Genomic DNA, 26,441 nt, shown 5'->3' on the forward strand with positions numbered 1-26,441 from the left:
CTCAGGGCTCGCGGCGCATGGTGGCGGTGAAGATGTCGCCCCTCAGGGCCCGCTCGACCACCTCGATCGAGCGTGACAGCCGCACCAGCCGCGGCCCCTCCTCCCTGTAGGTGTCGAGCACCGCCTCGATGGCGTGCGGCGGCAGGTGGCCCTTGAGGTCCACCGCGGCCGCCCGGTAGCCGGCGCGGGCCGCCTCGACGGCCGACCTGACGTGGTGGCGGGCCATCGCGGCCAGCGCCACGGGATGCCGTCTGAGCACCTCGTACGCCCGGTAGTCCGGCGGCACCGCGTCGAGCAGCCAGGCCACTGCCGAGGTCTCCCAGTCGGGCACGCTGGGGGGCCGGACCTCCGCGGGCCATTCTGGTGGGACGTACATACGGGCATCGTACTCATGTTCGATTCGCCCGGATATGGCGGGGATGGCCGGTAGAGCGGAAAATCATCGTGTGACGGAGAAGATCGGAGTCGTGGGCGCCGGCATCGTCGGGCTCGCGGTGGCGCGGGAGCTGGCCACGGCCAGAGGGGCCGAGGTGACCGTGCTGGAGAAGGAGGGGCGCGTCGGCGCCCACCAGACCGGGCACAACAGCGGCGTCGTGCACGCGGGGATCTACTATCCGCCGGGCTCGCTCAAGGCCAGGCTCTGCCGGGAGGGCGTGGCGCTGCTCAAGGAGTACTGCGCGGCGCACGCGCTGCCGTACGAGGAGGTCGGCAAGCTGGTCGTGGCCGCGAGCCGGGCCGAGCGGCCGCGGCTGGCGGCGCTGGCCGAGCGGGCGCGCGCCAACGGCGTGCCGGGCATCGCCGAGCTGGACGCGCTCACGCTGCGCGAGATCGAGCCGCACGCGGTCGGCGTGGCCGCCATCCACTCGCCGCACACGGCGATCTGCGACTTCCCCGCCGTCGCGCGCCGGCTCGCGCTGGACGTGGCCGAGCTGGGCGGGTCCGTACGCCTCGGGCACCCCGTCAGGGCACTCAGGGAACGGGCGGGCAAGGTCGAGGTGCTGGCGGGCAGGCGCAGGTTCGCCTTCGACCGCCTGGTGGTGTGCGCGGGGCTCGGCAGCGACGCGGTGGCCGGGATGGCCGGGGCGGGCGGTGACGTGCGGATCGTGCCGTTCAGGGGCGAGTACTACGCGCTCAAGGGCGCCGCCAGGGGCCTGGTGCGGGGGCTGATCTATCCCGTGCCCGACCCGCGCTACCCGTTCCTGGGGGTGCACCTGACCCGGCGGATCGGCGGCGGCGTGCTGGTGGGGCCGAACGCGGTGCTGGCCACGGCGTACGAGGGCTACCGATGGTCGAATTTCCGTAATGTTCGGCAAATTCTGGGTTGGCCGGGAACGCTGCGCATGGCCAGGACCCACTGGCGTACCGGACTTAAGGAAGTCTATGGATCCGTGGCCAAGGGGGCGTTCCTCATGGGCGCCCGGCGCTACGTGCCCGAGCTCACCGCCGCCGACCTGGAGCGGGCTCCCGGCGGCGTCCGCGCGCAGGCCGTCGCCAGGGACGGAAGCCTGGTGGATGACTTCGTGGTGGATGTCCGGGGAAAGGTAGTTCTGGTGAGGAATGCCCCTTCCCCCGCCGCCACCTCGAGTCTGGCCATTGCCCGGCATATTGCCGGAATTGTCCCAGCACTCGTCTGATGAGTGCATCCTTGGATGTGATGGAATCACGCCTGCTGATAGTCGAGGACGACCCCAACATCCTCGAACTCCTCGCCGCGAGCCTGAGGTTCGCGGGTTTCGACGTGACCACGGCCAAGAGCGGCCTCGACGCCGTGGCGGCCGTGCAACGACACCGCCCCGACCTCGTCGTGCTCGACGTCATGCTGCCCGACCTGGACGGCTTCGAGATCGTCAGGCGGCTGCGCGGCGGCGGGCTGCACACGCCGGTGGTGTTCCTCACCGCCCGTGACGAGACCGAGGACAAGATCCGCGGTCTCACGATCGGCGGCGACGACTACGTGACCAAGCCGTTCAGCCTGGAGGAGGTGGTCGCCAGGATCCACGCCGTGCTGCGCCGTACGGCGGGGGAGACGCAGGCGGCGCCGCCCCGGCTGACGTTCGCCGACATCGAGCTGGACGAGGAGAGCCACGAGGTGTGGCGCGGAGGCAACGCGGTCGCGCTGTCGCCGACCGAGTTCAAGCTGCTGCGTTACTTCATGACGAACGCCGGGCGGGTCCTGTCCAAGCCGCAGATCCTCGACCACGTGTGGGACTACGACTTCCGGGGCGAGGTGGGCATCGTCGAGTCGTACGTGTCCGTGCTCCGCCGGAAGATCGACAACCGGAGTCCGCGGCTCATCCACACCCTGCGCGGTGTCGGATACGTCCTGCGCCTGCCACCGAGCTCCTGAGGACGGGCTCCTGATGCGCGGCCTGCCGCTGAGGATCAAGCTGATCGCGTCGATGCTGGCGCTGCTGGGCCTCGGCATGTTCTTCATCGGCGTGGTCAGCGTCTCGGTGCTGCACGGCTACCTGCTCGACCGCGTGGACAGCCAGCTCCACCTGCTCAGCGCGCGCATGGACAAGAAGGTCAGGAGCGACTGGCGCAAGGACAGGGAGACCGCCGAGCACCCGATCCTCATCGAGTCCGACGCGATCGCCCTGGTCAAGGAGCCCGGCGGCCCGTACGTGCCGATGCTGACCGACCGCGACGTGGACAAGAAGCCGATGCCCGTGCTGCCGCGCTCGCCCGGGTCCGAGCCGTACACGGCGCCCGCCATCAGCGGGGACGGCGAGTGGCGGGTGCTGGCCAGCGTCGCCCCCCAGCGGCGCACGCTCGTGGTCGCGGTGAGCCTGGAGGAGGTGGACGCGATCACCACCCGGCTCGTGCTCATCGAGCTGCTGGGCGGTGGCGGCATCCTGCTCATCCTGGCCGTGGCCGGGGTCACGATCGTCCGGCACAGCATGCGGCCGCTGCGCGAGATCGAGCGCACCGCCGAGACCATCGCCGGGGGCGAGCTGGGCCGCCGGGTGCCCGACGGCGACCCCCGTACCGAGGTGGGAGGGCTGGCCAGATCGCTCAACGGGATGCTGGCCCAGATCGAGGCCGCGTTCGCCGCCAGGTCCGCGTCCGAGGCGGCGGCCCGCCGCTCCGAGGACCGCATGCGGCAGTTCGTCGGCGACGCCTCCCACGAGCTGCGCACCCCGCTCACCTCCATCCGCGGCTTCGCCGAGTACGCCAGGCAGAACCCCGGCGCCGACCCCGTCGAGCTGATGCAGCGCGTGGAGAAGGCGGCGGGCCGGATGAGCGTGCTGGTGGACGACCTGCTCCTGCTCGCCAGGGTGGACCAGCAGCGCCCGCTGAAGATGCGGCCGGTGGACATGCTGGCGCTGGCCGCCGACGCCGTGCAGGACGCCCGCATCCTCGCTCCCGACCGGCTGGTCAAGCTGGACGTGGTCGGCGGCGCGGCCCTGATCGTCTCCGGCGACGAGGTACGCCTGCGCCAGGTCGTCACCAACCTCGTCACCAACGCCATCGTGCACACCGAGCCCGGCTCCCCGATCATCGTCAGGGCCGGGGCGAGCGGCGACAAGCTGTTCGTCGAGGTCGTCGACCACGGCCCCGGCCTCACGCCCGAGCAGGTCGAGCACGTCTTCGAGCGCTTCTACCGGGCCGACTCCGCCAGGTCCCGCCGCCGCTCGGCCGAGGACCGCGGCAGCGGGCTCGGCCTGGCCATCGTGCAGGCGCTCGTGCGCGCCCACGACGGCACCGTCACCGTGGACAGCTCCCCGGAAGGCGGCTCCACCTTCCGCGTCGAACTCCCACTCGCCTTGGAGTGACCCTTCAGCTAACCCTCAGGTCGTTTTGTCACTCTAAGTAGGTGACGAAACCCGAGGCGCTGATCATGGTGGTGGACGACGAGCCCAGCATCAGGGATCTGCTCGCCGCTAGCCTGCGCTTCTCCGGGTTCGAGGTGCTGACGGCCGCCGACGGTGAGGAGGCCGTGGAGGTGGCCGTCCGGACCTCGCCCGACCTGGTGGTGCTCGACGTGATGCTGCCCGACCTCGACGGGTTCGAGGTGGCCAGGCGGATCGACGCGCCCGTGCTGTTCCTGACCGCCCGCGACGCCACCGAGGACAAGATCGCGGGGTTGCGGGTGGGGGACGACTACGTGACCAAGCCGTTCAGCCTGGAGGAGGTGCAGGCTCGGATCCGGGCGGTGCTGCGGCGTACGCGGGGGGAGGCCGTGCCCGCCAGCAAGCTGAAGGTGGCCGATCTGGAGCTGGACGAGGAGGCGCGCGAGGTGTCGCGCGGGGGGCGTCAGGTGCGGTTGTCGCCCACCGAGTTCAAGCTGCTGCACTACTTCATGGTCAACGCCGGGCGGGTGCTCTCGAAGGCGCAGATCCTCGATCACGTGTGGAACTACGACTTCGGCGGGGACGCGGGGGTGGTGGAGTCGTACGTGTCGTATCTGCGGCGCAAGGTGGACGACGTCGAGCCCAGGCTCATCCACACGCTCCGCAGCGTCGGCTACGTCCTCCGCGAGCCCCCCACCTCCGGCAACTGACCCCCGCCCGCGTCTTGGGGCGGGGGCCTGCCTCCCGCCCCCTCTCCCCCAAAGGACCTGTACCGAAGTACGGAGGGAGAGGGGAAGGCGGGTCAGTCACCAGGGCGTGCCCGAAACGGGGTTAGCGTGGTCCCATGGACCTGCTGCACGCGCTGGAGTCGCTGCGGCGGCCGCTGGACAGGGAGCTGTTCCCGCTGGCGGTCGGCGAGGCGGACACCGACCGGCGCGCGCTGCGCGAGCTGACCGGCCAGCTCGACGACTACCTGCTGCCCCGCCTGCGCGCCCTGGACGCCCCGCTGCTCGCCGTCGTCGGCGGCTCGACCGGCGCCGGCAAGTCCACGCTGGTCAACTCGCTGGTCGGCGCCGACGTGGCCGAGCCGGGCGTGCTGCGCCCCACCACGCTGGTGCCCACGCTCGTGGTCAGCCCCGCCGACCGCTCCTGGTTCATGGGCCAGAACGTGCTGCCCGGCCTGTCCCGCGGCACCGGCGAGGGCCCGGGGGCGCTGCGCGTGGTGACCTCGCCCGCGCTGGGAGCGGGGCTGGCGCTGCTCGACGCGCCCGACATCGACTCCGTGGTGACCGCCAACCGCGAGCTGGCCGCCCAGCTCCTGGCCGCCGCCGACCTGTGGCTGTTCGTCACCACCGCCGCCAGGTACGCCGACGAGGTGCCGTGGAGCTTCCTGCGCTCCGCCCGCGAACGCAGCACCGCCCTGGCCGTCGTCCTCGACCGGGTGCCTCCGGAGGCCGTCGAGCCCGTCTCCCGCGACCTGGCCCGCCTCCTCACCGAGAACGGCCTCGAAGGCACCCGGCTGTTCACCGTCCCCGAGGCGGCGCTGCCCGACGAGAAGGCCAGGCTGCCCGCCGCCTCCGTCGAGGACATCTCCTCCTGGCTCACGGGCCTGGCCGCCGACGCCGCCGAACGGGCGCGGGTCGTGCGCCAGACGTTGTCCGGCGCGCTCGACAGCCTGGCCACGCGGGTGCCCTCGCTGGCCGCCGCCGTCGAACGCCAGCAGGCCGCCTTCGACGGGCTGCGCTCCATCGTGGCGGGCGCGTACGCGGGCGGCATGGCCGACTTCGACGAGGGCATGCGGGACGGCTCGCTGCTGCGCGGCGAGGTGCTGGCCCGCTGGCAGGACTTCATCGGCACCGGCGACCTCATGCGCTCGCTGGAGAGCCGCGTCGGCCGGCTGCGCGACCGCGTCGTCGGCTTCTTCACGGGACGGATGCCGGAGGTCCAGCTCAGGGACGCCCTGGAGAGCGGCGTCGAGGCGCTGATCAGGGGCGCCGCCGACGGGTCCGCCGAGCGGGCCCTGGAGGGCTGGTCGGCCGCGCCGGGCGGCCCCGGTCTCCTCGGCCGGCTGGGCGCCGTCGAGTCGGCCAGGCTCGGCCGCGCCTCGGCCGACCTCGCCAAGCGGGCCGAGTCGGCGGTGCGGGGATGGCAGGAGTACGTGCTCGACCTCGTCCGCGAGGAGGGCGCCGAGCGGCGCACCACGGCCAGGGTGGCCTCGTTCGGGGTGAACGGGGCGGGGCTGCTGCTCATGCTGGCCGTGTTCGCCTCCACGGGCGGGCTGACGGGGATCGAGGTGGGGATCGCGGGCGGGACGAGCGTGTTGTCGCAGAAGCTGCTGGAGGCGGTGTTCGGCGACCAGGCGGTGCGGTCGCTGACCGCGCGGGCCAGGGAGGACCTGCGGGAACGGGTGCGCGGGCTGCTGGACGAGGAGGCGGCCAGGTTCACCGGCCGGCTGGAGCCGATGGAGCCGCCCCGGGACACGGCGGACACGCTGCGCGCGGCGGCCGGACGCATCCGCGACCACCGCGCCGAGCTGCCCGCCGCGGTGACGGCGGAACTGCCAGTGCTGGGGGCCGAGGACGTGCCGGGAGCGCCGGACGTGCGCGACGTGCCGCGGGTGAAGGACGCGCCGGAGGGCGGGGAGACGCCGGAGGAGAGGTCGTGAAGCTGCTGCGGCGCAAGGAGGGGCCCTCGCTCGACTCCCGGCTGGCCGCCCTGCTGGAGGCGGCCACGCTGGGCGAGGGGCGGCTGTCCGAGCGGGCCGTGTCCGGCGCGCGGACCGTCGCCGAACGCGCCGGCGTACGCCGCGAGCTCTCCCTCGACCACACCGTGGCAGCACTGGCCGGAGCCACCGGCAGCGGCAAGTCCTCCCTCTACAACGCGCTGGCGGGCGAGGACCTGGCGGACGTGGGCGTCACCAGGCCCACGACCTCGACCGCCCAGGCCGCGCTGTGGGACGGCGAGGGCGCCGGGCCGCTGCTGGACTGGCTGGACATCCCGCGCCGCCACTCCGCCACCGGCCCCGCCACCGGCCCCGCCGCGGACTCCGCCGCCGACCCGGGCCTGTCCGGGCTCGTCCTGCTGGACCTGCCCGACCACGACTCCATCCGGCTGTCCCACCGCCTGGAGGTGGACAGGCTGGTGGAGCAGGTCGACCTGCTGGTGTGGGTGGTGGACCCGCAGAAGTACGCCGACGCCGCGCTCCACGAGCGCTACCTGCGCCCGCTGGCCGGGCACCGGGACGTGATGGTCGTGCTGCTCAACCAGGTCGACCGGCTGCCGGCCGACGCGGTGGACCGCTGCCTGCGCGACCTGCGCCGCCTCCTGGACGACGACGGGCTGCCGGGGATCTCGGTGCTCGCCGTCTCGGCCCGTACGGGGCGGGGCCTGGACGACCTCAGGGCGCTGCTCGCCGAGCGGGTCTCGGAACGCAGGTCCTGGTCGGCCCGCCTGGCCGCCGACATCACCACCGCCGCCGGCCACCTCGCCACGGCCGACCCTCCACAGGCTGTGGAGGGCGACGGCGGCGGGGCGGTGGCACTCGGGCGGGCCGAGCCCGGAGAGGTGGAACCGGCCGCCGAGGCGCAAGGGGGCGCCAAGCGGATGGCGGGGGCGGAGCGGGCGCTCACCGGTACGTTGTGCGCGGCGGCCGGAGTGCCCGTGGTCGTGGAGGCCGTGGCGAAGGGGCACCGGCACCGGGCCGTCGTCGCCACCGGCTGGCCGGTCACCAGGTGGATCAGGAGGTTCCGCCCCGACCCGCTGCGCAGGCTGCGCCTCGGCGGCCTGGCGCCCAAGGGCCGGCCGGGCGGGGAGATCGTCGGGCGTACGTCCGTGCCGGCGGCGTCCGCCGTGCAGCGGGCGCAGGTCGAGACGGCGGTCAGGGACGTCGGCGAGGTGGCGGCGGCCGGGCTGCCGGGGGCGTGGGCAGTGGCGGTGCGGCAGGCGGCCAGGTCACGCGCCAGGGAGCTGGCGGACGCGGTGGACCGGGCGGTGGCCACGACGTCGGCCGTCGGCACGCGGCGGCCCCGGTGGTGGCGGGCCGTGAACGGGCTGCAGTGGCTGGTGTTCGCGGCCATGCTGGCCGGTGCCGGATGGCTGGGCGCGCTGTTCGCGATGGACTACCTGCGGCTGCCCCAGCCGCCGCTGCCGACCGCCGGGGTGGTGCCGTGGCCGACGGTGCTGCTGGTGGGCGGCGCGCTGGCGGGGGTGCTGATCGCGCTGCTGTCGAGGCTGGCGGCCTGGGCAGGCGGCCGGCGCAGGGCCCGCCGTACGGCCAGGGCGCTGCGCGCGTCGATCGGCCAGGTCGGCAGGGAGCTCGTGCTGGAGCCCGTGGAGGCGGAGCTGGACACGTACGCGCGCTTCACCGAGGCCCTGGACCTGGCCCGCGGCTCCGCTTGAGCACTCGCCCGACCCGGTAGGGTTCGTGATCATCCGGGTAAGAAAGGGCGGGCCGCCGTGCTCTCCGTGTCGACTCTCGGGCCGCGGTCCCCTCGTCCGGTTCTCTGGTGGTGGGTGGCGGCCTCGTACGCGTTATGGCAGATCGGCTGGGACGTGCTGGCGCCCGCGCGGCGGTTCGCGTGCGCCGGGTCACCGATCTCGAACTCGGCGCGTTCCATCCGCCGAGCGGCCGCCGAGGCGGCCGAGCTGGTCGCGGCGGTGCTGTACCTGGCGGGGCCGTTCCTCCTGGCGGTGATCGCCCTGTACGTGGCCAGGCGCGACCACACCCGCGTGCACGTGCTGGCCGTGGTCGCCGGGTTCGGGCTCGTGGTGTTGCCCGAGGCGCTGGCCGTCGCCGGAGAGCTGCTCGGGCCGCCCGTTGAGCCGTCGCCCGGCTGCCCGCCGGACCCGGGGCCGTTCCGCGCCCTGCCGATGGCCCTGGCCTGGGTGGTCTCCGCACTGGCGCTGATCATGCTGGCGGGCGCCGGGACCCGCGGGCGTCCGGGCCGCGGCGAGGTGCTGCGGCTGGTCGCGGCGCTCGGCGTGATCGTGCTGGTCGTGCAGGCCGTGCGGCTCCTGCCCGGGCGGCCGGCGGCGCCACCGGTCGCGGCCGACGGCACCCCCCGGTACGCGCTGCTCCCCGGCCTCCACCTGGAGACGGTGAACCTGGACACGGGCCGCGTCGCCCACCAGTACCTGCCGGAGCAGCGTGGGCGCATCACCCAGATCAGGGCGGTGGCCGCCACCCCGCAGCCGGGCGAGTACGTCGTGAGCGTGACCCTGCGGCAGGGCCGGGACGACTGGTCGCCGCGCGGCTCCGTCTCGCGCATCCACCGCCTGACGGTGGACGCCGACGGCCGGGCGAAGCTGGGCCGGGCGCTGTCCGGCAGGCTGAACGGGGACGTCGGCCGGATCGCGGTGTCGCCCGGGGGCCGCGTCGCCTACAGCCGCTCCACCGAGGACCGCGATCACAACCGGACGGCCTACGTCGGCGTCCTCGGCCCGGCCGCCGAATGGCAGGCGTCCCCGTCCGGGTTCTACTGGCGGGACGCCCACACGCTGGTGCTGCCCGACGACCTCCACTTCACCGGGGTCACGTACCCGCCGAAGCCGGAGCTGGTGAAATCCTGGGAGGGCGGCCTCGACGTACGGCTGCCCGCCTCGAACCCGCCGGCCGCGGCGGTGCTGGTCCGGGCGCCCCGCAACAGCGGCAGCTTCACCCTCCCGCACCCGCTGCCGGACGGCCGGACCCTGCGGGTGCACCCGGGCAGCTACGAGCAGCCGTCCGAGCTGGTCCTCTACGACGGGGACCGGAAGGTGGCCACGGTGCTCAGCCTGAGCTGCGGCGAGATCCTGTCGATGGCGGTGGACCGTTCTGGCCGGCATCTCCTGGTCGGCAAGGACAACGAGAACGGTGAGGCGGCCGGTAACAGGCCGTGCGGGGGCAAGGATCACGAGGTGCTCCGCGTCGGCCTCACCCCGGCGGCCGGCGGCGCCTTCCCCCACAGGGTCGTCTGGCGAGGCGACACCTATCCCGGCGGGCTCACCTGGTGATCCGTCAGGCGCGCCTCAGCAGCAGGGCCGCCGACACGGCCCCGGCCAGCGCGAACGCGGCGCCCGCGAGGAAGGGGGCGCCGTGGCCGAAGCGTTCGCCGACCACGCCCGCTACAGCCGATCCCGCCGCGCCACCCATCCCGAGCCCCGTCGAGACCCAGCCGAACGCCTCCGCCTGGGCGGTGGGCGCGTACTCGTCCACCAGCAGCGACGACGTCGTCAGCGCCGGATTGAGCACCAGCCCGCCGGCGAACAGCACCACGCAGAACAGCGGCAGCGGCCCTACCAGCGCCAGCGGTGCGAGCGCGAGCCCGAGCAGCAGCATCAGCCCCATCAGCCGCACCTGGGCGGAGGAGCGCCACGAGCGGGCCCCGTAGGCGGTGGCTCCCGCGATGCCGCCCAGCGACAGCGCCGCCACCAGCACTCCCGTGGCGGCGGGGATGCCGCGGGCGGTCGCCAGCGCGGGCAGCCCCACCTGCAGCGCCCCGAAGGTGCCGCCGTGCAGCAGCACCACGGCCATCAGCACCAGCATCCGGCGGTCGGCGAAGACCCGCCCCCGCTCGCGCGCGTGCCCGTCCGCGCCCGCCAGCAGCGCCCGCGCGAAGACCAGCGTGCCGGCCCCGGCAGCCCCCGCGACCAGGCCCAGCGCGAGCGACGCCGAGGCCACCGCGATCAGCAGCCCGAACACCAGGGGCCCGGTGAGCATGGCGAGCTCCTGCACCAGGTAGACCAGGCTGTAGGCGGCGGTACGGTCCCGGGCGTCGACCCTGCGGCCCCACTCGATCCGCATGCTGACGGAGACCGGCGGCAGCCCGAGGCCCGCGACCCAGGCCAGCACCACCATGGGCCACCACGGTAAGCCGGGCCGCGCGCACGCCAGCAGCGCCAGCAGGGCCGCCACGTGCAGGAGGGCGGTGCCGGCCAGCACCGTCCTGGCCCCGTGGCGGTCCATGAGCCGACCCTGCACGGGCCTGCCCATGCCGGCCCCGACGGAGAACGCCGCCGCCGTCACCCCGGCCAGGGCCAGCGAACCGCTCGCGCCCTGCACCACGAGCACGATCCCGACGGGCGCCACCTGCTGCGTGAGCTGGGCCAGGAATCCGAGCACGGCCTGCGCCGCCACGCCGGGCAGCCGGAGCATCACGCGAAACGACATCGCTTCAGGCTAGACGGCTTGATCACGAGCAGCGCCCCGGCGTGCTTCCGGCGAGCCCGTTCCGAGGGATTCGGCCACCTCGCGCAGGGCCGCGAGGAGCGGGCGTAGGAGGGGGTGGGCGTCGGAGCCCCGGCGTACGGCGGCGAAGACGCGCCGCTCGGGCCCCGGCGTCTGCCGCACCGCCACCCCGGGCAGCGCCATGTCGCGCAGCGCGAGCCGCGGCACCAGTGCCACCCCGGCCCCCGCCCCGACCAGGGCGACCACGGCGCGGAAGTCGTCGGAGCAGTGCACGAGGCCCGGCGTGAAGCCCGCCTGCTGGCAGGCGAAGGTGATCACGTCGTGCACCGGGTTGCCCGGGTAGGGGCCGATCCAGGTCTCGGCGGCCAGCGACACCAGCGTGGCCGAGCCTGCCAGGGGGTGGTCGCCGGGGAGCACCAGGTCGAACGGCTCGGCGTACAGGGGGCGGCGTGACAGCCGGGGGTCGGCGGCGTCGGGCGCGCCGCGGTACTCCACCGTGATGGCCAGGTCCGCCTGGCCGTCCAGCAGCATCGCCAGGCTGTGGTCGCCCTCGGCGTCCTGCACGCGGACGCGCACGCCGGGCGACGTCTCGCGCAGGGCGGCGATGGCGGGGGAGAGCACGGCGCTGATCGCGGTGGCGAAGCAGGCCACGGTGACCTCGCCGGCCTCGCCCGTCGTGTACGCGGCCACCTCCGCCTCGGCGCGTTCGAGCTGGGCGAGGACCTGGTTGGCGTGATCCAGCATGATCTTGCCCACGGCGGTGAGGTGCACGCCGCGCCCGTCACGGGTGAGCAGGCGGTGCCCCACCTCGTGCTCCAGGGCCGCGAGCTGCTGGGACACCGCGGAAGGCGTCAGGTGCAGCGCGGCCGCCGCGGCGGTGACCGTGCCGTGGTCGGCCACCGCGCGCAGCGTACGCAGCCGCCGCGTGTCAATCACGCAGTCACGATACTCAGCTTCTCGCCTGGACGAACGCCTGGACGGCGCGCTCCACGTCCTCCTCCGAGTGGGCCGCCGAGAGCTGCACGCGGATCCTGGCCTGCCCGTGCGGCACCACGGGGTAGGAGAAGCCGATCACGTAGATGCCCAGGTCGAGCAGGCGTTCCGCCATGGCGGCGGCCTCGGACGCGTCGCCGATCATGACGGGCACGATCGGGTGGTCGCCGGGCAGGATGTCGAACCCGTTCCTGGTCATCTCGCTGCGGAAGCGGGCGGTGTTGGCGCGCAGCCGCTCGCGGGCCTCGTTCGAGGTCTCCAGCAGGTCGAGGATGCGCAGCGACGCCGAGGCGATGACGGGGGCCAGGGAGTTGGAGAAGAGGTACGGGCGCGAGCGCTGCCGCAGCAGCTCGCAGATCTCCTTGCGGGCCGAGACGTAGCCGCCGCTGGCCCCGCCCAGGGCCTTGCCGAGCGTGCCGGTGATGATGTCGATCCTGTCGGTGACGCCGTGCAACTCGGGCGTGCCGCGGCCGGTCGCGCCGACGAAGCCGACGGCGTGGGAGTCGTCGACCATGACCATGGCGTCGTACTGCTCGGCCAGGTCGCAGATCTCCCGCAACGGCGCGAGATATCCGTCCATGGAGAACACGCCGTCGGTCACGATCAGCCGCCGCCGGGCCTCCGACGCCTCCTTCAGGCGGGCCTCCAGCTCGGACATGTCGCGGTTGGCGTACCGGAAGCGCTGGGCCTTGGACAGGCGGATGCCGTCGATGATGCTGGCGTGGTTGAGTGCGTCGGAGATGACCGCGTCCTGGGCGTCGAGCAGGGTCTCGAACACGCCGCCGTTCGCGTCGAAGCAGGAGCTGTAGAGGACGGTGTCCTCCATGCCGAGGAAGTCGGACAGGCGGGACTCCAGCTCCTTGTGCACCTCCTGGGTGCCGCAGATGAAGCGTACGGAGGCCATGCCGAACCCCCACCGGTCCAGCGCCTGCTTGGCGGCCTCGACCACGGTGGGGTCGTCGGCCAGGCCCAGGTAGTTGTTGGCGCAGAAGTTGAGCACCTCGCGGCCGGCCACGCTCACCTGGGAGCTCTGCGGGGTGGAGATCACGCGCTCGGGCTTGAGCAGGCCCGCCTCGGTGATCTCGTCGAGCGTCGTACGCAGTTGCTGGCGCACGTTCGTGAACATCACAGGCTCCAATCCAGGATGACCTTGCCGGTACGGCCACTTGCCGCCGTGTCGAAGGCGGCGTCGAAGTCCCGGTACGAGAACCGGTCGGTGATCACGGGGGAGAGGTCGAGGCCCTTCTCCAGCAGGACGGACATGTTGTACCAGGTCTCGTACATCTCCCGGCCGTACACGCCCTTGATCGTGATCATGGAGGTGACGATGGTGGACCAGTCGACGGCGAACTCCTCGGCGGGCAGCCCCAGCATGGCGATCCTGCCGCCGTGGGCCATGCTCGCGATCATGTCGCGCACGGCGACCGGGTTGCCGGACATCTCCAGCCCGACGTCGAAGCCCTCGCGCAGGTGGAGCTGGCGCATGCCCTCGGCGATCGAGGAGCGGGCGACGTTCACAGCCAGGGAGACGCCGAGCTTGCCGGCCAGGTCGAGACGCTCGTCGCTGACGTCGGTGATCATCACGTTGCGCGCGCCGACGTGCGTGGCCACGGCCGCCGCCATCAGGCCGATCGGGCCGGCGCCGGTGATCAGCACGTCCTCGCCGACCAGGGGGAACGACAGCGCGGTGTGCACGGCGTTGCCGAACGGGTCGAAGATGGCCGCCACGTCGGGGTGGACGGGGACGCGGTGCACCCAGACGTTCGAGGCGGGCAGCGTGACGTACTCGGCGAAGGCGCCGTCCCTGTTGACGCCGAGCCCGATCGTGTTGGCGCACAGGTGCCTGCGGCCGGCCATGCAGTTGCGGCACTTGCCGCAGACGATGTGGCCCTCGCCGCTGACGAGGTCGCCGACGGCGATGTCCTCGACGCCCGGCGCCACCTCGACCACGTGGCCGGAGAACTCGTGCCCGACGATGAGCGGGAGCTCCAGCGTGTGCCGCGCCCAGTCGTCATATTTCCGGATATGTAGGTCCGTGCCGCAGATCCCCGTCCGCAGCACCCGGATCTTCACCTCGCCGGGGCCGACCTCGGGCTCGGGCACGTCCACCAGCCACAGGCCGGCCTCGGCCCGCTCTTTGACCAGCGCTTTCATGGCCCCCCACTCTCGCCATTACGAACCTAGTGCACTGTGCCCGCCCGGCACGGGACGTGTCCATCGAGGAGTTCTTAAGTGCCCCCACAGCTCTGCTTCACGCGACCGCCGTACCTGGCAGAATTAGACAAACTTCTTGAATTAACCAGTGGGAGGTCGGGTGCGACAGCGGAGCGGTGACGTCTCTCTCCTGCGGAGGCTCAACTCGGCGGCGATCCTGCGCGGCCTGCGCGAGAGCGGGGTTGCCACGCTGTCGGAGCTGGCGAGGGCGGCCCGCGTGTCCAGGCCGACCGCCGAGGTCGTCATGGAGGACCTGCTCGCCGAGGGCTGGGCGGAGGAGTGCGGTGAGGAGCAGGGCGGGGGGCAGGGCGGGGGGCAGGGCGGGGAGCAGGGCGACCGCCGGCGCGGGCGGCCGGCCAGGCGGTTCAGGTTCCGTGCCGCGGCCGGGCACGTGGTGGGCGTCGGCGTGGGCGCGTCCAGACTGCGGGCCATGGTCACCGATCTCGACGGCGCCGTCGTGGCCGCGCGCCACGTGCCCGGCCATCCCTCGACGCCCGCGGGCGACCGGCTCGACGCCATCGCCGACCTGGTCGGCGCGGTGGTGGCCGAGGCAGGGCTGACGGTGCCGGACGTGGCCGCCGTGGGCGTCGGCACCACCGGTACGGTGGACGGCTCGGGCAGGGTCGTCAAGAGCGTCGCGCTAGCGGGGTGGACGGGGCTCGACCTGCGGGCCGAGCTGTCCCGCCGGCTCCAGGCGCCGGTGCTGGTGGAGAACGACATGCGGCTGGCCGTGCTGGCCGAGCACTGGCGCGGGCAGGCGCGGGGCCGCCAGGACGTGGTCTACCTCTTCACCGGCAGCAGGCTGGGGCTGGGGCTGCTCATCGGCGGCAGGCCGCATCGCGGCGCGCACGCGGCCTCGGGCGAGATCGGCCGGCAGCCCGGCGACCACTGGCGGGCCTACCGGCACGTGACCGAGTACGCGATCTCGGTCGAGCCGGGCGAGATGCGTTCCCAGCGCGAGGCGGCCGAGTTCGCCATCGAGCGGGCCCGCGCGGGTGACGAGCAGGCCGGGCGGGCCGTACGGGACTTCGCCCGCCATCTCGGCGAGGGCCTGATCACCGTGGTCACCCCGCTGGACCCGGAGCTGGTGGTGATCGGCGGCAGCCTGTCCAAGGCCGGTGACTTGCTCATCGAGCCCATCAGGGAGCGGTTCGCGGAGGTCTGCCTCTACCCACCGGCCGTCGTGGCCTCGGGCCTGGGCGGCGAGTGCATCGCGCTGGGCGCGGTCAGGCTGGCGCTGGAGCAGGCCGAGCGGCAGCTCTTTACGCAGGTGTCCTGAGAAGATCTGCCAGAAAAGTGGGCATATCTGTCATGTTTGCGTAGAACCGCATGATTTAAGCTGACTTCTTGGATAAATCAGCGCTGTCGGAAGGAACCCCCGTGGAAGACCTGCGCCTCGGAGTCATCGGCCTCGGCCTGCGGACCAGCCTCGCCCTGGCGGCGCACCGGCCCGGCAAGGGCGCGGTGGTGGCCGCGCTGTGCGACTCCGACCCGGCGGTGCTCAAGAGGCAGGCGGGCACGTTCGAGGCCGAACTGCTCACCGAGGACTACCGGGAGCTGCTCGACCGGCCCGACCTCGACGCCGTCGTGGTGAACACGCCCGACGACACGCACGAGCGCCTGGCCATCGACTGCCTGCGCGCCGGCAAGGCCGTCTACCTGGAGAAGCCGATGGCCATCACGGTGGAGGGCTGCGACAACATCCTCCGTGCCGCCCGCGAGAGCGGCACCAGGCTGTACGTCGGCCACAACATGCGGCACATGGGCGTGGTCAGGCTGATGCGCGACATCATCGCCAGGGGCGTCATCGGCGAGCCGAAGACGGTCTGGGTCCGCCACTTCGTCTCGTACGGGGGCGACTACTACTTCAAGGACTGGCACGCCGACCGCACCCGCACCACCGGCCTGCTCCTGCAGAAGGCCGCGCACGACCTCGACGTGATCCACTGGCTCGCCGGCGGCTACACGACCAGGGTGAACGCCCTGGGCGACCTCATGCTCTACGGCGACCTGCCCCGCCGCGCGCCCGGCACCCCGCGCCCCGACGGCTGGCTCCAGGAGTACGAGTGGCCGCCCACCACGCGGCGGAACCTGCACCACGTCGTGGACGTCGAGGACGTGTCGGTGATGAACATGCGCCTGGACAACGGCGTCATCGCGGCCTACCAGCAGTGCCACTTCTCGCCCGACTACGTGCGCAACTACACGGTGATCGGCACCGAGGGCCGCCTGGAGAACTTCGGCGACGGGCCGGGCGACACGGTCAAGGTGTGGAACACCGGGCCCACCGGGTACCGGGACGACTGCGACATCGCGTACAGGGTGCCGGCGGCGTCGGGCTCGCACGGGGGCGCGGACATGGAGATCGTGACCGAGTTCCTCAGGTTCGTCAGGGAAGGCGGGGTGACGGACACCTCGCCGGTGGCGGCCAGGATGAGCGTGGCGGCCGGGTACATGGCGACGATGTCCCTGCGGGACGGCGGCATGCCGTACGACGTGCCGGCCCTGGACGCGGACCTGGCGGCGTACTTCGACCGCGGCCAGACGGAACCGGGGAGCGCGTCCGGACAGTAAACGTATGTGGATATGTCGACGCGCGCCCGCATCCGTGCCGGCGACCAAGCGGCCTTCGGGGAGCTCTTCGACGAGTGCGCCAGGGCCGTCTACAACCATGCCTTCCGCCTTACCGGCAACTGGTCCACCGCCGAGGACGTGATGGCGCTGACCTTCCTGGAGGCCTGGCGGTTACGGGCGAGGATCGACCCCGAGGGCGGCTCGCTGCGGCCCTGGCTGCTGGGCATCGCCACCAACGTGCACCGCAACGTGCGCCGGGCCGCCCGCCGGCACGACGACGCGCTGGCCAGGATGCCCAGGGGCGAGGCGGTGCCGGACTTCGCCGACGAGGTCGTGGGCCGCATCGACGACGCCGAACGCCTGGCCGCCGTCCGCGCGGCGTACGGTCGGCTGCGCCGCCAGGAGCAGGACGTGTTCGCGCTGTGCGTCTGGTCGGGCCTCGACTACGCCCAGGCGGCCGAGGCGCTCGGCGTCCCGGTGGGCACGGTGCGCTCGCGGCTCTCGCGGGCCAGGAAGAAGCTCGCCGATGCGGGGGAACCTCCTCCGCGCAGCCGACAGGTAGTAGGTGACCAAGGCCCGGCGAGGGAGGAGATCCGATGAACATGCCGGCTGAACGCGATCTTCCCGAGGGCCGTCACCGACTGCTCAAGGAGTTCGTGATGACCGAGATCGACCAGGCCCCGCGCAGGCGCCGCCTGCCCCGCCTCACCGTCCTGGCGCCCGCGCTCGGGCTGGCGGTCGCCGCGGCGGTGGCGGTGCCGCTGTTCCTGGGCGGCACGCCCGCGTACGCGGTGTCCAGGCTGCCCGACGGGCTGATCCACATCGACATCAGGGAGGCCAAGGACCCGGACAAGCTGGAGGCGGACCTGCGCGCCCTGGGGGCGAACGTGGTCGTGGACTACATCCCCCGGGGCAAGAAGTGCGCGCCGCAGCCCCGCAGCAGCCACTTCCTCAGCACCGAGGAGGCCTCGCTGGACGTGTTCCCCACGCCTGAGGGCACCGGGCCGGGCTTCGTCATCGACCCCCGCGTGATCGGGCCCGGCCAGACGGGGGTCCTGGAGTTCAGCGTCTCGGAGCACGAGAACGGGGGCGTCGTGGCGGGCATCTGGGCCAAGGTGGGCGAGGGACCGATCGCCGAGTGCGTGTTGGTGGACACCACCGAGGCGCCGCTGTCGCACTGACCGCTCCCGCCGGTGCCCACCCCTGCGGCGGGCACCGGCCAAGGGGTCAGCGCTCGGCCTCGGAGTGCTTCTTGTCCAGGTCGGGGAACGGTGACGGCTCCTCGACCTTCTGGGTGATCTGCCGGGGGCCGTTCGGGCTCTCCGCGTCCTGGGCGTCGGCCACCGCCTCGGCCGCGGCCTCGGAGGCCTTGGCCGCCTCCTCGTCGGCCGCCGAGGTGTCGGGCACCTCGTCCCGCGTGGCCGCCGACCGCGGCAGGGCCTCCGTAAACGCCTTGGAGACGCCCTGCAGGGCGGAGGTGACCTCGCTGGGGATCACCCAGAACGTGTTGCCGTCGCCCTGCGCGAGCTGCGGCAGCACCTGGAGGTACTGGTAGGCCAGCAGCTTCGGGTCGGGGTCGTTGCGGTGGACCGCCTGGAAGACCTGGTCGATGGCGCGCGACTGGCCCTCGGCCTCCAGGATCGCGGCCGTGCGCTGGCCCTCGGCACGCAGGATGCGGCTCTGCTTGTCGCCCTCCGCCGTGAGGATCTGCGACTGCCGCTGGCCCTCGGCGTTCAGGATCGCCGCGCGCTTGTCACGTTCGGCCCGCATCTGCTTCTCCATCGCGTCCTTGATGGTCTTCGGCGGGTCGATGGCCTTGATCTCGACGCGGTTGACGCGCAGCCCCCACTTGCCGGTGGCCTCGTCGAGCACGCCGCGCAGCTGGCTGTTGATGGTGTCGCGGGAGGTGAGGGTCTTCTCCAGGTCCATGGAGCCGACGACGTTGCGCAGGGTGGTGACGGTGAGCTGCTCGACGCCGGTGATGTAGTTGGCGATCTCGTACGCCGCCGCCCGCGGGTCGGTCACCTGGAAGTACAGGACGGTGTCGATCTCGACGACCAGGTTGTCCTCGGTGATGACGGGCTGGGGACGGAAGGAGACGACCTGTTCACGCAGATCGATCATGGGGTAGACGCGGTCGATGTACGGGATGACGAAGTTGAGCCCGGGCTTGAGCGTCCGGTGGTAGCGGCCGAGGCGCTCGACGTTGCGGGCGCGGGCCTGCGGGATGATCCGCACCGCTTTCAGCAGGGTGATCGCGGCGAAAAGTATGACGAACAATCCGACCAGCAACAGCGGATCCATGGGTCACTCCCGGGGATATACGAGGGCTGTCGCCCCCTCGATCTCGATGATGTCGACCGTCGCCCCTGTGGGGATCACGAGCGTCTCGTCGTAGGCGCGCGCCGACCATTCCTCGCCCCCGATGCGCACGCGGCCGTCGCGGCCCGTCACTTCGGCCACGACGTACGCGGGTTTACCGACGAGCGCTTCCACACCGAACCGCTGCAGCGGCGGCTGGTTGATATGACGCATCGCGATCGGCCTGAGCACCAGCAGGCCGGCCGCGGAGGACACCGCGAAGAAGATTAACTGCAGCGGCACGGGCAGGCCGAGTGCCGCGGTGGCGGCGGTCAGCAGAGCGGCGGCGCCCAGCAGGCCGAGTGACGCCGTGAGCGTGAATATTTCGGCCACGCCGAGGACGACTGCGAGGATTACCCAGATGATCCATTCATCCATGTCTGGCCCTCCTGATAGGACAACGGGCCGGGGTCCGCGTGTGGTTCCTCCTTCCTCTACCGTAATCCTGATATCAGCGCTGCGGCACCCTTCCACCTGTGGCGTCGATTTCGCGCAGGGCACTTCCCTGCCGCCATTTCTCCCACGGCAGTTGCCAGAAACCCCACCCGTTGTCCCATTCCAGCTCGCGATCGGTGCCGGTGATCGTGACCGGGTCGCCGCGCAACGAGGAGGCGTAGAACCAGGCCGCCTGGTCGGGCCGGGCGTTGACGCAGCCGTGACTGACGTTCGACCGGCCCTGGGCCCACACGTTGTCCTTGGCGTGCACGTATTCGCCGCTGTTGGAAATGCGCACGGCGTGGTCGATCATCAGATCGTAAAAACCGGGATCGCCCTTCTGCCGGCCGGGCGAGACCATGCGTACCGGGTTTCCCTTGTCCATGGTCAGATGAATGCCGCTGGTCGTGGTGTATTCGGTGGTGGTGGCCATGCCGGCGCTGATGGCCATGCGCTGCGCGACAGTGCCGTCACGCAGGACGACCATCTGGTGGGTGCGGGTGTCGATGGTGCTGGTCTGCCTGCGGCCGACGGTGAAGGCGAAGGTGGAGTCGGTGGCGCCGTAGAGGCCGTCGGCCGCGCGCACGCCGGCCAGGTGCGCCGTGACCGTGACCTGCTGCCTGGACGGCCACAGCCGCCGGGTGCGGTAGACCACCTGCGTGTCGGTGGTCCACCGCCAGGCGCCTTCCATCGGCGCCTGCGCCCGCACCTCCAGTGCGCGCTCGACGGCCGCCTTGTCCTCGATGGGCGCGTCGAAGTCGATGACGATCGGCATGCCGACGCCGACCGTCTCGCCGGGCAGCGGCGCGGTGCCGGCCACCTGGAACGTCCTGGCGGCGGTGCGGGTGCGGACGCGCCCCATCGCGACCGTGGCGGGCGCGCCCTCGCGGGTGGCGGTGGCGGTCACGGTGTACTCGGCCCCGGGGCGCAGGGTCCAGTCGGTGCGCCAGGTCGTGCGCGAGTCGTCGAGCCGGCCGGGCACCGGCTCGCCGCTCTCGTAGACCAGCACCTGGGTGAGCGTGCCGCCCTGCGCCCTGATCACCAGGCCACGGTCGGTCCTGGCGCGCTTGGAGTCGAACGGCGGCCAGACCTGCACGACGGGCGGCGCCGCCGGAGGCCCGGCCGCGCCGGAACCGCAAGCACCGACCAGGAGCAGACACCCGCAGACCAGGAGAAAGGCGACACAAAACGTCGCGGCATGCCGCATGTGACTCCTGCTTTCCGAGGGAAGGGGTGATCCCAGGGTAGCGGTGAGTCACTGCTCAAGCACACCGAGTCAGCTATCCGACGGTTCCGGAAACTTCGCCCAATGTCAGCCCGGCGGCGGTGGCCCGGATCGTTACCGTGTCGCCGTCCTGGAGGAACGTGCGCGTCTCGCCTCCCTGCAGCTTGATCGGATCGGTGCCGTTCCAGGTCAGCTCGATGAGCGAGCCGCGCTGGCCCTGCTCGGGGCCCGAGATCGTGCCGCTGGCGAACAGGTCCCCGGTCCGCAGCGAGGCGCCGTTCACCGTCAGGTGCGCGAGCATCTGGTCGGGCGTCCAGTACATGGCCGAGTACGGCGGCCGCGACACCACCTCGCCGTTGAGCAGGATCTCCAGCTCGATGTCGAGGCCCCAGTCGCCCTGCCTGCGCAGGTACGCGGCCGGCTCCGGCTCCTGGGCCCTGCCGGGGATCCTCGGCAGCGCCTCCAGCGGCGTCACCCAGGGCGAGACGGACGTGGCGAACGACTTGGCCAGGAACGGCCCCAGCGGCACGTACTCCCACGCCTGAATGTCCCGCGCGCTCCAGTCGTTGACCAGCGTCACCCCGAACACGTGGTCCTCGAACGCCCCCGCGGGCGAGCCCATCGTGGTCGGCACGCCCACGACGAAGCCCAGCTCCGCCTCGATGTCGAGCTTCTGGCACGGCCCGAACGCCCCGGCCCCGAGCTGCCCCTGCGGCCGCTTGACCGGCGTGCCCGACACCACGACCGTGCCCGACCTGCCGTGGTAGCCGACGGGCAGGTGCCGCCAGTTCGGCTGCAGCGGCTCCGAGCCGGGGCGGAAGATCTTGCCGATGTTGCTCGCGTGGTCGATCGAGCAGTAGAAGTCGACGTAGTCGGCCACCTCGAACGGCAGGTGCAGCCGCACCTGGTCCAGCGGGATCAGGTGCGCCTCGGTGACGGACCGGTCGCCGGTGAGCTTGTTCCTGATCAGCGCCCTGGTGTCGTGCCAGGCCGCGCGGCCCCTGGCCATGAACGGGTTGAGCGAGGGCGCGGCGAAGACCTCGTCGTGCAGGGCGGCGGCCAGGTCGAGCACCTTGTCGCCGTACCGGACGCCGACCCTGGGCGCCTGGCCCGGGCAGGAGAAGACGCCGTACGGCAGGTTGTCCACACCCCAGCTCATGAGATCAGCCCCAGCGTGCGCAGGTCGTCGATGGGCGTGCTGGTGCTGCACGAGCCGTAGCTGACCATCAGCTGCCGTGCCCGCCGCGCCGTGTCCTCCTGGACGGCGGTGGCCATCCGTACGAGGTGGCCGACGTCGGTCGTGCGCAGCACGGGCGCCGGGTCGCGGCCCTCCACGGCCTCGCAGACGCCCAGCAGCAGGTTCAGGAAGCCGTGCCGGTCGACGCCGAGCGACGGGTCGAAGTGGCGTACGGCGTGGTGCAGCCCGGCCGACGCCTTGAACGGGATGCCGCTCTCCACGCAGGACCTGATGAACTGCCCCAGATGCTCGACGGGCGGGAACGCGTCGGCCGTCGTGCCGCCGCAGCGCACCTTCAGCCCGACGCCGTCGGGCACGTCCACGGACATCTTGCGCGGGGGCACCTCGGCGAACAGCCGCACGCCGGCGCCCAGCTCCAGCCGCCCGGCCAGCTCCTCGACGGACGTGTCGGGCGGCAGCTTCATCTCGACGTAGTCGACCGGAAGGTCGCCCCAGTCGGGCAGCGTGCTCGTGTCCGCGATCAGCCCGATCCTGCGCGGCCGGTAGTCCTTGCCGCGCAGCCGCTCCAGGCGGCTGGCCGGGCAGAGGAAGCGGTGGGTGAGGACGTCGTCGCCCCGCTCCAGGTCGCGCTGGTTGCGTGCCAGGGCCTCGTCCATGTGCAGGGACGTCGGCGGGAACAGGCCCGCGTCGTCCACGAGTGCGGTGTAGAGGTTCATCGTGCCCAGGTCCAGGCGTATCCGGGGTCCTCGCAGGACAGCGCGCCCTGGCCGAGGTCGAGCGGGCGGAACGTGTCCACCATGACGGCCACCTCGCTGGTCGTCGTGACGCCGCGGGAGACCGCGTCGATCACCGCCTCCACCGCGCCCGGCTGCGGCCCGTGCGTGAAGCCGGCCGGGTGCAGCGAGATCGAGCCGACGTCGATGCCGGAGCCCGCGCGGGCCGAGTAGTCGCCGCCGACGTAGAACATGAACTCGTCGGAGTCCACGTTGTGGTGGTTGTACGGGATCGGCACGGCCTCCGGGTGGTAGTCGAGCGGCCGCGGGCAGAACGAGCACACCACGAACCCCGGCCCCTCGAACGTCTGGTGCACCGGCGGCGGCGCGTGCGTCTTCTTCACGATCGGCTCGAAGTCCTCGATGTTGAACGCGAACGGGTAGAGGTACCCGTCCCAGCCCACCACGTCGAAGGGGTGGTTGCGGTAGACGAGCCTGGTCAGCCCGCCGCGCGTGCGTACCAGGACCGGGACCTCCTCGCCGGCGACGACGAGCGGCTCCGACGGGGCGCGCAGGTCGCGCTCGCAGTAGGGCGCGTGCTCCAGGAACTGGCCGTACTGCGACAGGTAGCGCTTCGGCGGCCTGATGTGCCCGGCCGCCTCGATGGCCAGCACGTTCGCCGGGCCGCCCTGCGGGACCCAGCGGTGGATGGTGCCGGTCGGGATCACCACGTAGTCGCCCTCGGCGGCCTCGATCACGCCGTACGTGGACTCGAAGCGCACCCGCCCGCGCTGGACGTAGACGCACTCGTCGCCCATGGAGTTGCGGTAGAGCTCGCTGGGCCGGTCGCTGGTCGCGTACGACAATCGGACGTCGCCGTTGCCGGCCAGCGTCATCCGGCCGGTGACCAGGTCGCCGGCGCTGGTCAGCTCCTGGGTGCGGAAGTGGCGCGGCGAGAGCGGCAGGTTGGGCTCCAGCCGCGGCTCGACGGCCGGCGTCACCGCCTCGGCCTTGATGATCGCGGTCGGCAGGTGGCGGTGGTAGAGCAGGGAGGAGTCGGACGAGAAGCCCTCCTCGCCCATCAGCTCCTCCGCGTACAGGCCGCCGTCAGGCCGCCTGAACTGTGTGTGCCGCTTGCGCGGCACCTCTCCCACGACCCGGTAGTACGGCATCGGCCCCTCCATGCCTGTCCGACTATCGGACGGAAGTGTCCTCTATATGTAACTACCGTCCGCTATCGGGGAGGAGATGTCAACCCAGCGCGGCAGCCAGCTCCGCGGCGGCGGCCACCACGCGCGGCCCCGTCGACTCCTCCAGCGGCCCGAACGTCACCACCCCCACCGACGCCTCCAGCCACGGCAGCCCGGTGACGGGCGCGGCGACGCCTCGTGCCCCCTCCTGCAACTGCCCCTCCGTCACGAAGTAGTCGTGCCGCCCCTCCCGCAGGGCGAGAATCGCCTGCCCGGCCGCGCCCTTGGCCAGCGGGTGGCGCGAGCCCTCGCGGTAGGCCACGTGCATCTTCGTCCAGGACGGCTCGACCACCGCGACGGCCAGCCCGTCGTCGCCCTCGGCCACGGTCAGGTGCGCGGTCGCGCCCACCTGCTCGGCCAGCCGCCGCAACGTCGGCACCGCCGCCGCACGCAGCAGCGGCTGCACGGCCTGGGCCAGCGCCAGCACCCCGAACCCCAGGTGCACCCGCCCCTCGGCGTCCCTGCGGACGAACCCCTCGCCCAGCAGCGTCGTCAGCAGCCGGTACACCACGGGCCGGCTCAGTGACAGCTCGGCGCTCAGCTCGGTCGGGGTGCGCCCGCCCTTGCCGTCGGCGAGCAGTCGGAGCAGGCGGAGCCCGCGCTCCAGGGTCTGAGCTGATTCAGCGGCCATGCGACCGATTATGGAGTGACGCTCCGCTGTGAAGGCACCGCGAAGGGGGGTACGTATGGGCGTAGAAGAGCCGGGGGGTAATGATGCGGCAAACGTGGGTTCTCCTGCTTGCCGGGTTGGCGATGTGCGCCCTTTCGCCTGCCATGCCCTCACTCACCACCCCCATGGTCCAGGTGTCCCGCGAGACGCCCGCCGACCAGGCCCTGGTGGAGAGCACGTACTACGTCACCGTGGGCATCGAGGTGAGCCAGTGGCTGCTGCCCGTCGCCAAGGGCGTCACCTTCCGCCCCGCCTACCTCGCGGTCGGCGTCAAGGTCGACCAGAGCGGCCGCCTGTACGGCAAGCCGCAGCGCGCCGGCACGTTCGTGGCCGGCGTGCAGGTCTGCACGGGGCCGTCGTGCCGCGAGCAGAGCGTCACGCTCGTCGTGCTGGCCAACGTGCCGTGGGAGCCGCGCGAGCTGACCTTCCCCGGCAGGGCGGGCACGGCGCTCGACGGCGAGATCGGCATCAACGGCGGCCCTCCCGGGGTGGTGCCCACCTTCACCGTGACCGACCACGACAAGCTGCCCGAGGGCGTGAGCATCGGCCCCGACGGCCACGTGGGCGGCGTCCCGGCCGCGCCCGGCATCTCCGAGGTGCCGGTACGCATCTGCGTGGCGGGCAACTGCGCGGGCGTGGTCGTCCGGCTGATCATCGTCTGAAGTCTTGTGGCGGAGCCCGTTCTCCGGTCACGGTGGTCTCATGAAATCGGTCATTGTGGTCGGAGCGGGCATTTGGGGGTCGTCGCTGGCGTTGCGGCTGGCCGAAACCGGCTGGCGGGTGACGCTGGTCGAGCAGCACAGGCCGGGGCACGTACGGCAGGCCAGCGCGGGCGAGACGCGGCTGCTGCGCTGCGCCCACGGGGCCGACGACTGGTACGCCCGCCGCGCGTGGGAGGCCAGGGACGGCTGGCGGCGGCTGAGCGAGCGGGCGGGGGAGGAGCTCTACCTGGAGGCCGGGATGCTCTGGTTCGCCAGGACCCCCGACGGGTGGGAGCACGCCAGCGCCCAGGTGCTGAAGGGCCTGGACATCGCGTGCGAGGTGCTGGACCCGGCCGACGGCGCCAGGTTCTTCCCCGACTTCAGCGGCGACGGCCTCAGCTTCCTGCTCTGGGAGCCGAACGCGGGCGTGATCAGGGCCAGGCGGGCCACGCAGGTGACCGCCGGCCTGGCGGCGTACGCAGGGGTCCGGCTGGTCAGGGCGCGGGCGCTGCCCGTGCCCGGCGAGCCCGCGGTCCTGATCGACGGCGAGGTCCACCGCGCCGACCGGGTGGTGTGGGCGTGCGGCGCCTGGCTGCCCCAGCTCTTCGACGGCCTGCCGATCACGGTCACCAAGCAGGACACGCTGCACTTCGCGGTGCCGGCCGCCTGGTCGGTCCCGGAGACCCCGGCCTGGGTCGACTACGACGCCTCCGCCTACGGGCACGGCGACGTGGACGGGGTGGGCATGAAGGCCACCTCCGACGCGGAGGGGCGGCCGTACGAGCCCGAGCACGGCAGCCGCGCGGTCGACGCGGACAGCGTCGAGCGGGCCGCGAGCTACCTGGGCCGCAGGTTCCCCGCGCTGGCGCAGGCGCCGGTGCTGTTCAGCCAGGTCTGCCAGTACGCGCTCACGCCGGACGCCGAGTGGCTGCTCGCCGAGTCCGCACCCGGCGTGTGGCTGCTGGGCGGGGACTCGGGGCACGGGTTCAAGCACGCGCCGGCGCTGGCCGGGTACGTGGCGGGCGTGCTGGACGGCGAGCACGCGCCGGACCCGCGCTTCGGGCTGCACGAGCGTGTCCCTACCCGTGGCCTGCGGACAAGCGGCCAGGTGGGGTAGGGCGCGCCCCACCGGAACTCGGGGGACGGCG

At 72.5% G+C, this 26,441-nt stretch carries 25 protein-coding genes; 13 read left to right on the forward strand and 12 right to left on the reverse strand.

The window, feature by feature from the left end; all coding sequences use genetic code 11:
- Position 1: 1 nt before the first annotated feature.
- On the reverse strand, positions 2-376 hold the full coding sequence (locus tag HD593_RS01980; RefSeq protein ID WP_185100420.1) for a hypothetical protein: 375 nt from the start codon (positions 374-376) through the stop codon (positions 2-4).
- 43 nt (positions 377-419) lie between these two features.
- On the opposite strand from HD593_RS01980, the gene lhgO reads away from it, so the two are divergent.
- The 7 genes from lhgO to HD593_RS02015 all read left to right on the forward strand — a co-directional run bounded on the left by lhgO (position 420) and on the right by HD593_RS02015 (position 9,785).
- The gene (gene lhgO, locus HD593_RS01985) at positions 420-1,634 is read left to right on the forward strand and encodes an L-2-hydroxyglutarate oxidase (protein ID WP_185100421.1); all 1,215 of its coding nucleotides are present in this window, start codon (positions 420-422) and stop codon (positions 1,632-1,634) included.
- Positions 1,635-1,654: 20 nt separating this feature from the next.
- Positions 1,655-2,347, forward strand: coding sequence for a response regulator transcription factor (locus HD593_RS01990; RefSeq protein ID WP_246546153.1), 693 nt, complete (start codon positions 1,655-1,657; stop codon positions 2,345-2,347).
- 13 nt (positions 2,348-2,360) lie between these two features.
- Positions 2,361-3,776 (forward strand): sensor histidine kinase, encoded by a 1,416-nt coding sequence (locus HD593_RS01995; protein WP_185100423.1) that lies wholly within the window; start codon positions 2,361-2,363, stop codon positions 3,774-3,776.
- Positions 3,777-3,841: 65 nt separating this feature from the next.
- Entirely contained in the window at positions 3,842-4,504 is a 663-nt protein-coding gene (locus tag HD593_RS02000) for a response regulator transcription factor (RefSeq protein WP_221525532.1), read from the forward strand.
- Positions 4,505-4,638: 134 nt separating this feature from the next.
- A complete protein-coding gene (locus tag HD593_RS02005; RefSeq protein WP_246546156.1) occupies positions 4,639-6,459 on the forward strand; it encodes a GTPase family protein in 1,821 nt (606 codons plus the stop codon).
- Entirely contained in the window at positions 6,456-8,192 is a 1,737-nt protein-coding gene (locus HD593_RS02010; RefSeq protein WP_185100425.1) for a GTPase, read from the forward strand. Before HD593_RS02005 ends, HD593_RS02010 begins: the two co-directional genes overlap by 4 nt.
- A 114-nt stretch (positions 8,193-8,306) precedes the next feature.
- The gene (locus HD593_RS02015) at positions 8,307-9,785 is read left to right on the forward strand and encodes a hypothetical protein (protein ID WP_185100426.1); all 1,479 of its coding nucleotides are present in this window, start codon (positions 8,307-8,309) and stop codon (positions 9,783-9,785) included.
- A 4-nt stretch (positions 9,786-9,789) separates the two neighbouring features.
- Here the strand turns inward: HD593_RS02015 and HD593_RS02020 are convergent, their stop codons facing one another.
- From HD593_RS02020 to tdh, 4 genes are read right to left on the reverse strand one after another with little or no spacing between them, the layout of a single operon-like run.
- Entirely contained in the window at positions 9,790-10,941 is a 1,152-nt protein-coding gene (locus HD593_RS02020) for an MFS transporter (RefSeq protein WP_185100427.1), read from the reverse strand.
- A 9-nt stretch (positions 10,942-10,950) separates the two neighbouring features.
- Entirely contained in the window at positions 10,951-11,895 is a 945-nt protein-coding gene (locus HD593_RS02025; RefSeq protein WP_185100428.1) for a LysR family transcriptional regulator, read from the reverse strand.
- A 13-nt stretch (positions 11,896-11,908) separates the two neighbouring features.
- Positions 11,909-13,078: a glycine C-acetyltransferase gene (locus HD593_RS02030; protein ID WP_185100429.1), complete on the reverse strand. Its 1,170-nt coding sequence runs from the start codon at positions 13,076-13,078 to the stop codon at positions 11,909-11,911.
- Positions 13,078-14,106 (reverse strand): L-threonine 3-dehydrogenase, encoded by a 1,029-nt coding sequence (tdh, locus tag HD593_RS02035; RefSeq protein ID WP_185100430.1) that lies wholly within the window; start codon positions 14,104-14,106, stop codon positions 13,078-13,080. The genes HD593_RS02030 and tdh overlap by 1 nt, the downstream gene beginning before the upstream one ends.
- Positions 14,107-14,266: 160 nt before the next feature.
- On the opposite strand from tdh, the gene HD593_RS02040 reads away from it, so the two are divergent.
- From HD593_RS02040 to HD593_RS02055, 4 genes are all read left to right on the forward strand, one after another.
- Entirely contained in the window at positions 14,267-15,445 is a 1,179-nt protein-coding gene (locus tag HD593_RS02040; protein ID WP_185100431.1) for an ROK family protein, read from the forward strand.
- A 101-nt stretch (positions 15,446-15,546) separates the two neighbouring features.
- Positions 15,547-16,740, forward strand: a complete 1,194-nt coding sequence (locus tag HD593_RS02045; RefSeq protein ID WP_185100432.1) for a Gfo/Idh/MocA family protein — start codon at positions 15,547-15,549, stop codon at positions 16,738-16,740.
- Positions 16,741-16,752: 12 nt separating this feature from the next.
- A complete protein-coding gene (locus HD593_RS02050) occupies positions 16,753-17,340 on the forward strand; it encodes an RNA polymerase sigma factor (RefSeq protein ID WP_185100433.1) in 588 nt (195 codons plus the stop codon).
- Entirely contained in the window at positions 17,337-17,921 is a 585-nt protein-coding gene (locus HD593_RS02055) for a hypothetical protein (protein WP_185100434.1), read from the forward strand. The genes HD593_RS02050 and HD593_RS02055 overlap by 4 nt, the downstream gene beginning before the upstream one ends.
- 46 nt (positions 17,922-17,967) lie before the next feature.
- Here HD593_RS02055 and HD593_RS02060 read toward each other — a convergent pair whose 3' ends face one another.
- From HD593_RS02060 to HD593_RS02090, 7 genes are all read right to left on the reverse strand, one after another.
- Entirely contained in the window at positions 17,968-19,044 is a 1,077-nt protein-coding gene (locus HD593_RS02060; RefSeq protein WP_185100435.1) for an SPFH domain-containing protein, read from the reverse strand.
- Positions 19,045-19,047: 3 nt separating this feature from the next.
- Positions 19,048-19,479: an NfeD family protein gene (locus tag HD593_RS02065; RefSeq protein WP_185100436.1), complete on the reverse strand. Its 432-nt coding sequence runs from the start codon at positions 19,477-19,479 to the stop codon at positions 19,048-19,050.
- 73 nt (positions 19,480-19,552) lie between these two features.
- Positions 19,553-20,743, reverse strand: coding sequence for a L,D-transpeptidase (locus HD593_RS02070; protein ID WP_185100437.1), 1,191 nt, complete (start codon positions 20,741-20,743; stop codon positions 19,553-19,555).
- A 73-nt stretch (positions 20,744-20,816) separates the two neighbouring features.
- Positions 20,817-21,920, reverse strand: coding sequence for a fumarylacetoacetase (gene fahA / locus HD593_RS02075; RefSeq protein WP_185100438.1), 1,104 nt, complete (start codon positions 21,918-21,920; stop codon positions 20,817-20,819).
- Positions 21,917-22,675: a hypothetical protein gene (locus HD593_RS02080; protein ID WP_246546158.1), complete on the reverse strand. Its 759-nt coding sequence runs from the start codon at positions 22,673-22,675 to the stop codon at positions 21,917-21,919. The genes fahA and HD593_RS02080 overlap by 4 nt, the downstream gene beginning before the upstream one ends.
- The gene (locus tag HD593_RS02085; RefSeq protein WP_185100439.1) at positions 22,672-23,844 is read right to left on the reverse strand and encodes a homogentisate 1,2-dioxygenase; all 1,173 of its coding nucleotides are present in this window, start codon (positions 23,842-23,844) and stop codon (positions 22,672-22,674) included. The genes HD593_RS02080 and HD593_RS02085 overlap by 4 nt, the downstream gene beginning before the upstream one ends.
- Before the next feature lie 79 nt (positions 23,845-23,923).
- Positions 23,924-24,553 carry an IclR family transcriptional regulator gene (locus HD593_RS02090; RefSeq protein ID WP_185100440.1) on the reverse strand — a complete coding sequence of 210 codons (630 nt, stop codon included), beginning with the start codon at positions 24,551-24,553 and terminating at the stop codon, positions 23,924-23,926.
- A 143-nt stretch (positions 24,554-24,696) separates the two neighbouring features.
- On the opposite strand from HD593_RS02090, the gene HD593_RS02095 reads away from it, so the two are divergent.
- A complete protein-coding gene (locus tag HD593_RS02095; RefSeq protein ID WP_185100441.1) occupies positions 24,697-25,254 on the forward strand; it encodes a hypothetical protein in 558 nt (185 codons plus the stop codon).
- Between the two features lie 40 nt (positions 25,255-25,294).
- Complete coding sequence (locus HD593_RS02100; protein ID WP_185100442.1) at positions 25,295-26,410, forward strand: NAD(P)/FAD-dependent oxidoreductase; 1,116 nt, start codon at positions 25,295-25,297, stop codon at positions 26,408-26,410.
- The last annotated feature ends 31 nt before the right edge of the window (positions 26,411-26,441 follow it).

The sequence above is a fragment of the Nonomuraea rubra genome (genome assembly GCF_014207985.1).
Lineage (GTDB): Bacteria > Actinomycetota > Actinomycetes > Streptosporangiales > Streptosporangiaceae > Nonomuraea > Nonomuraea rubra.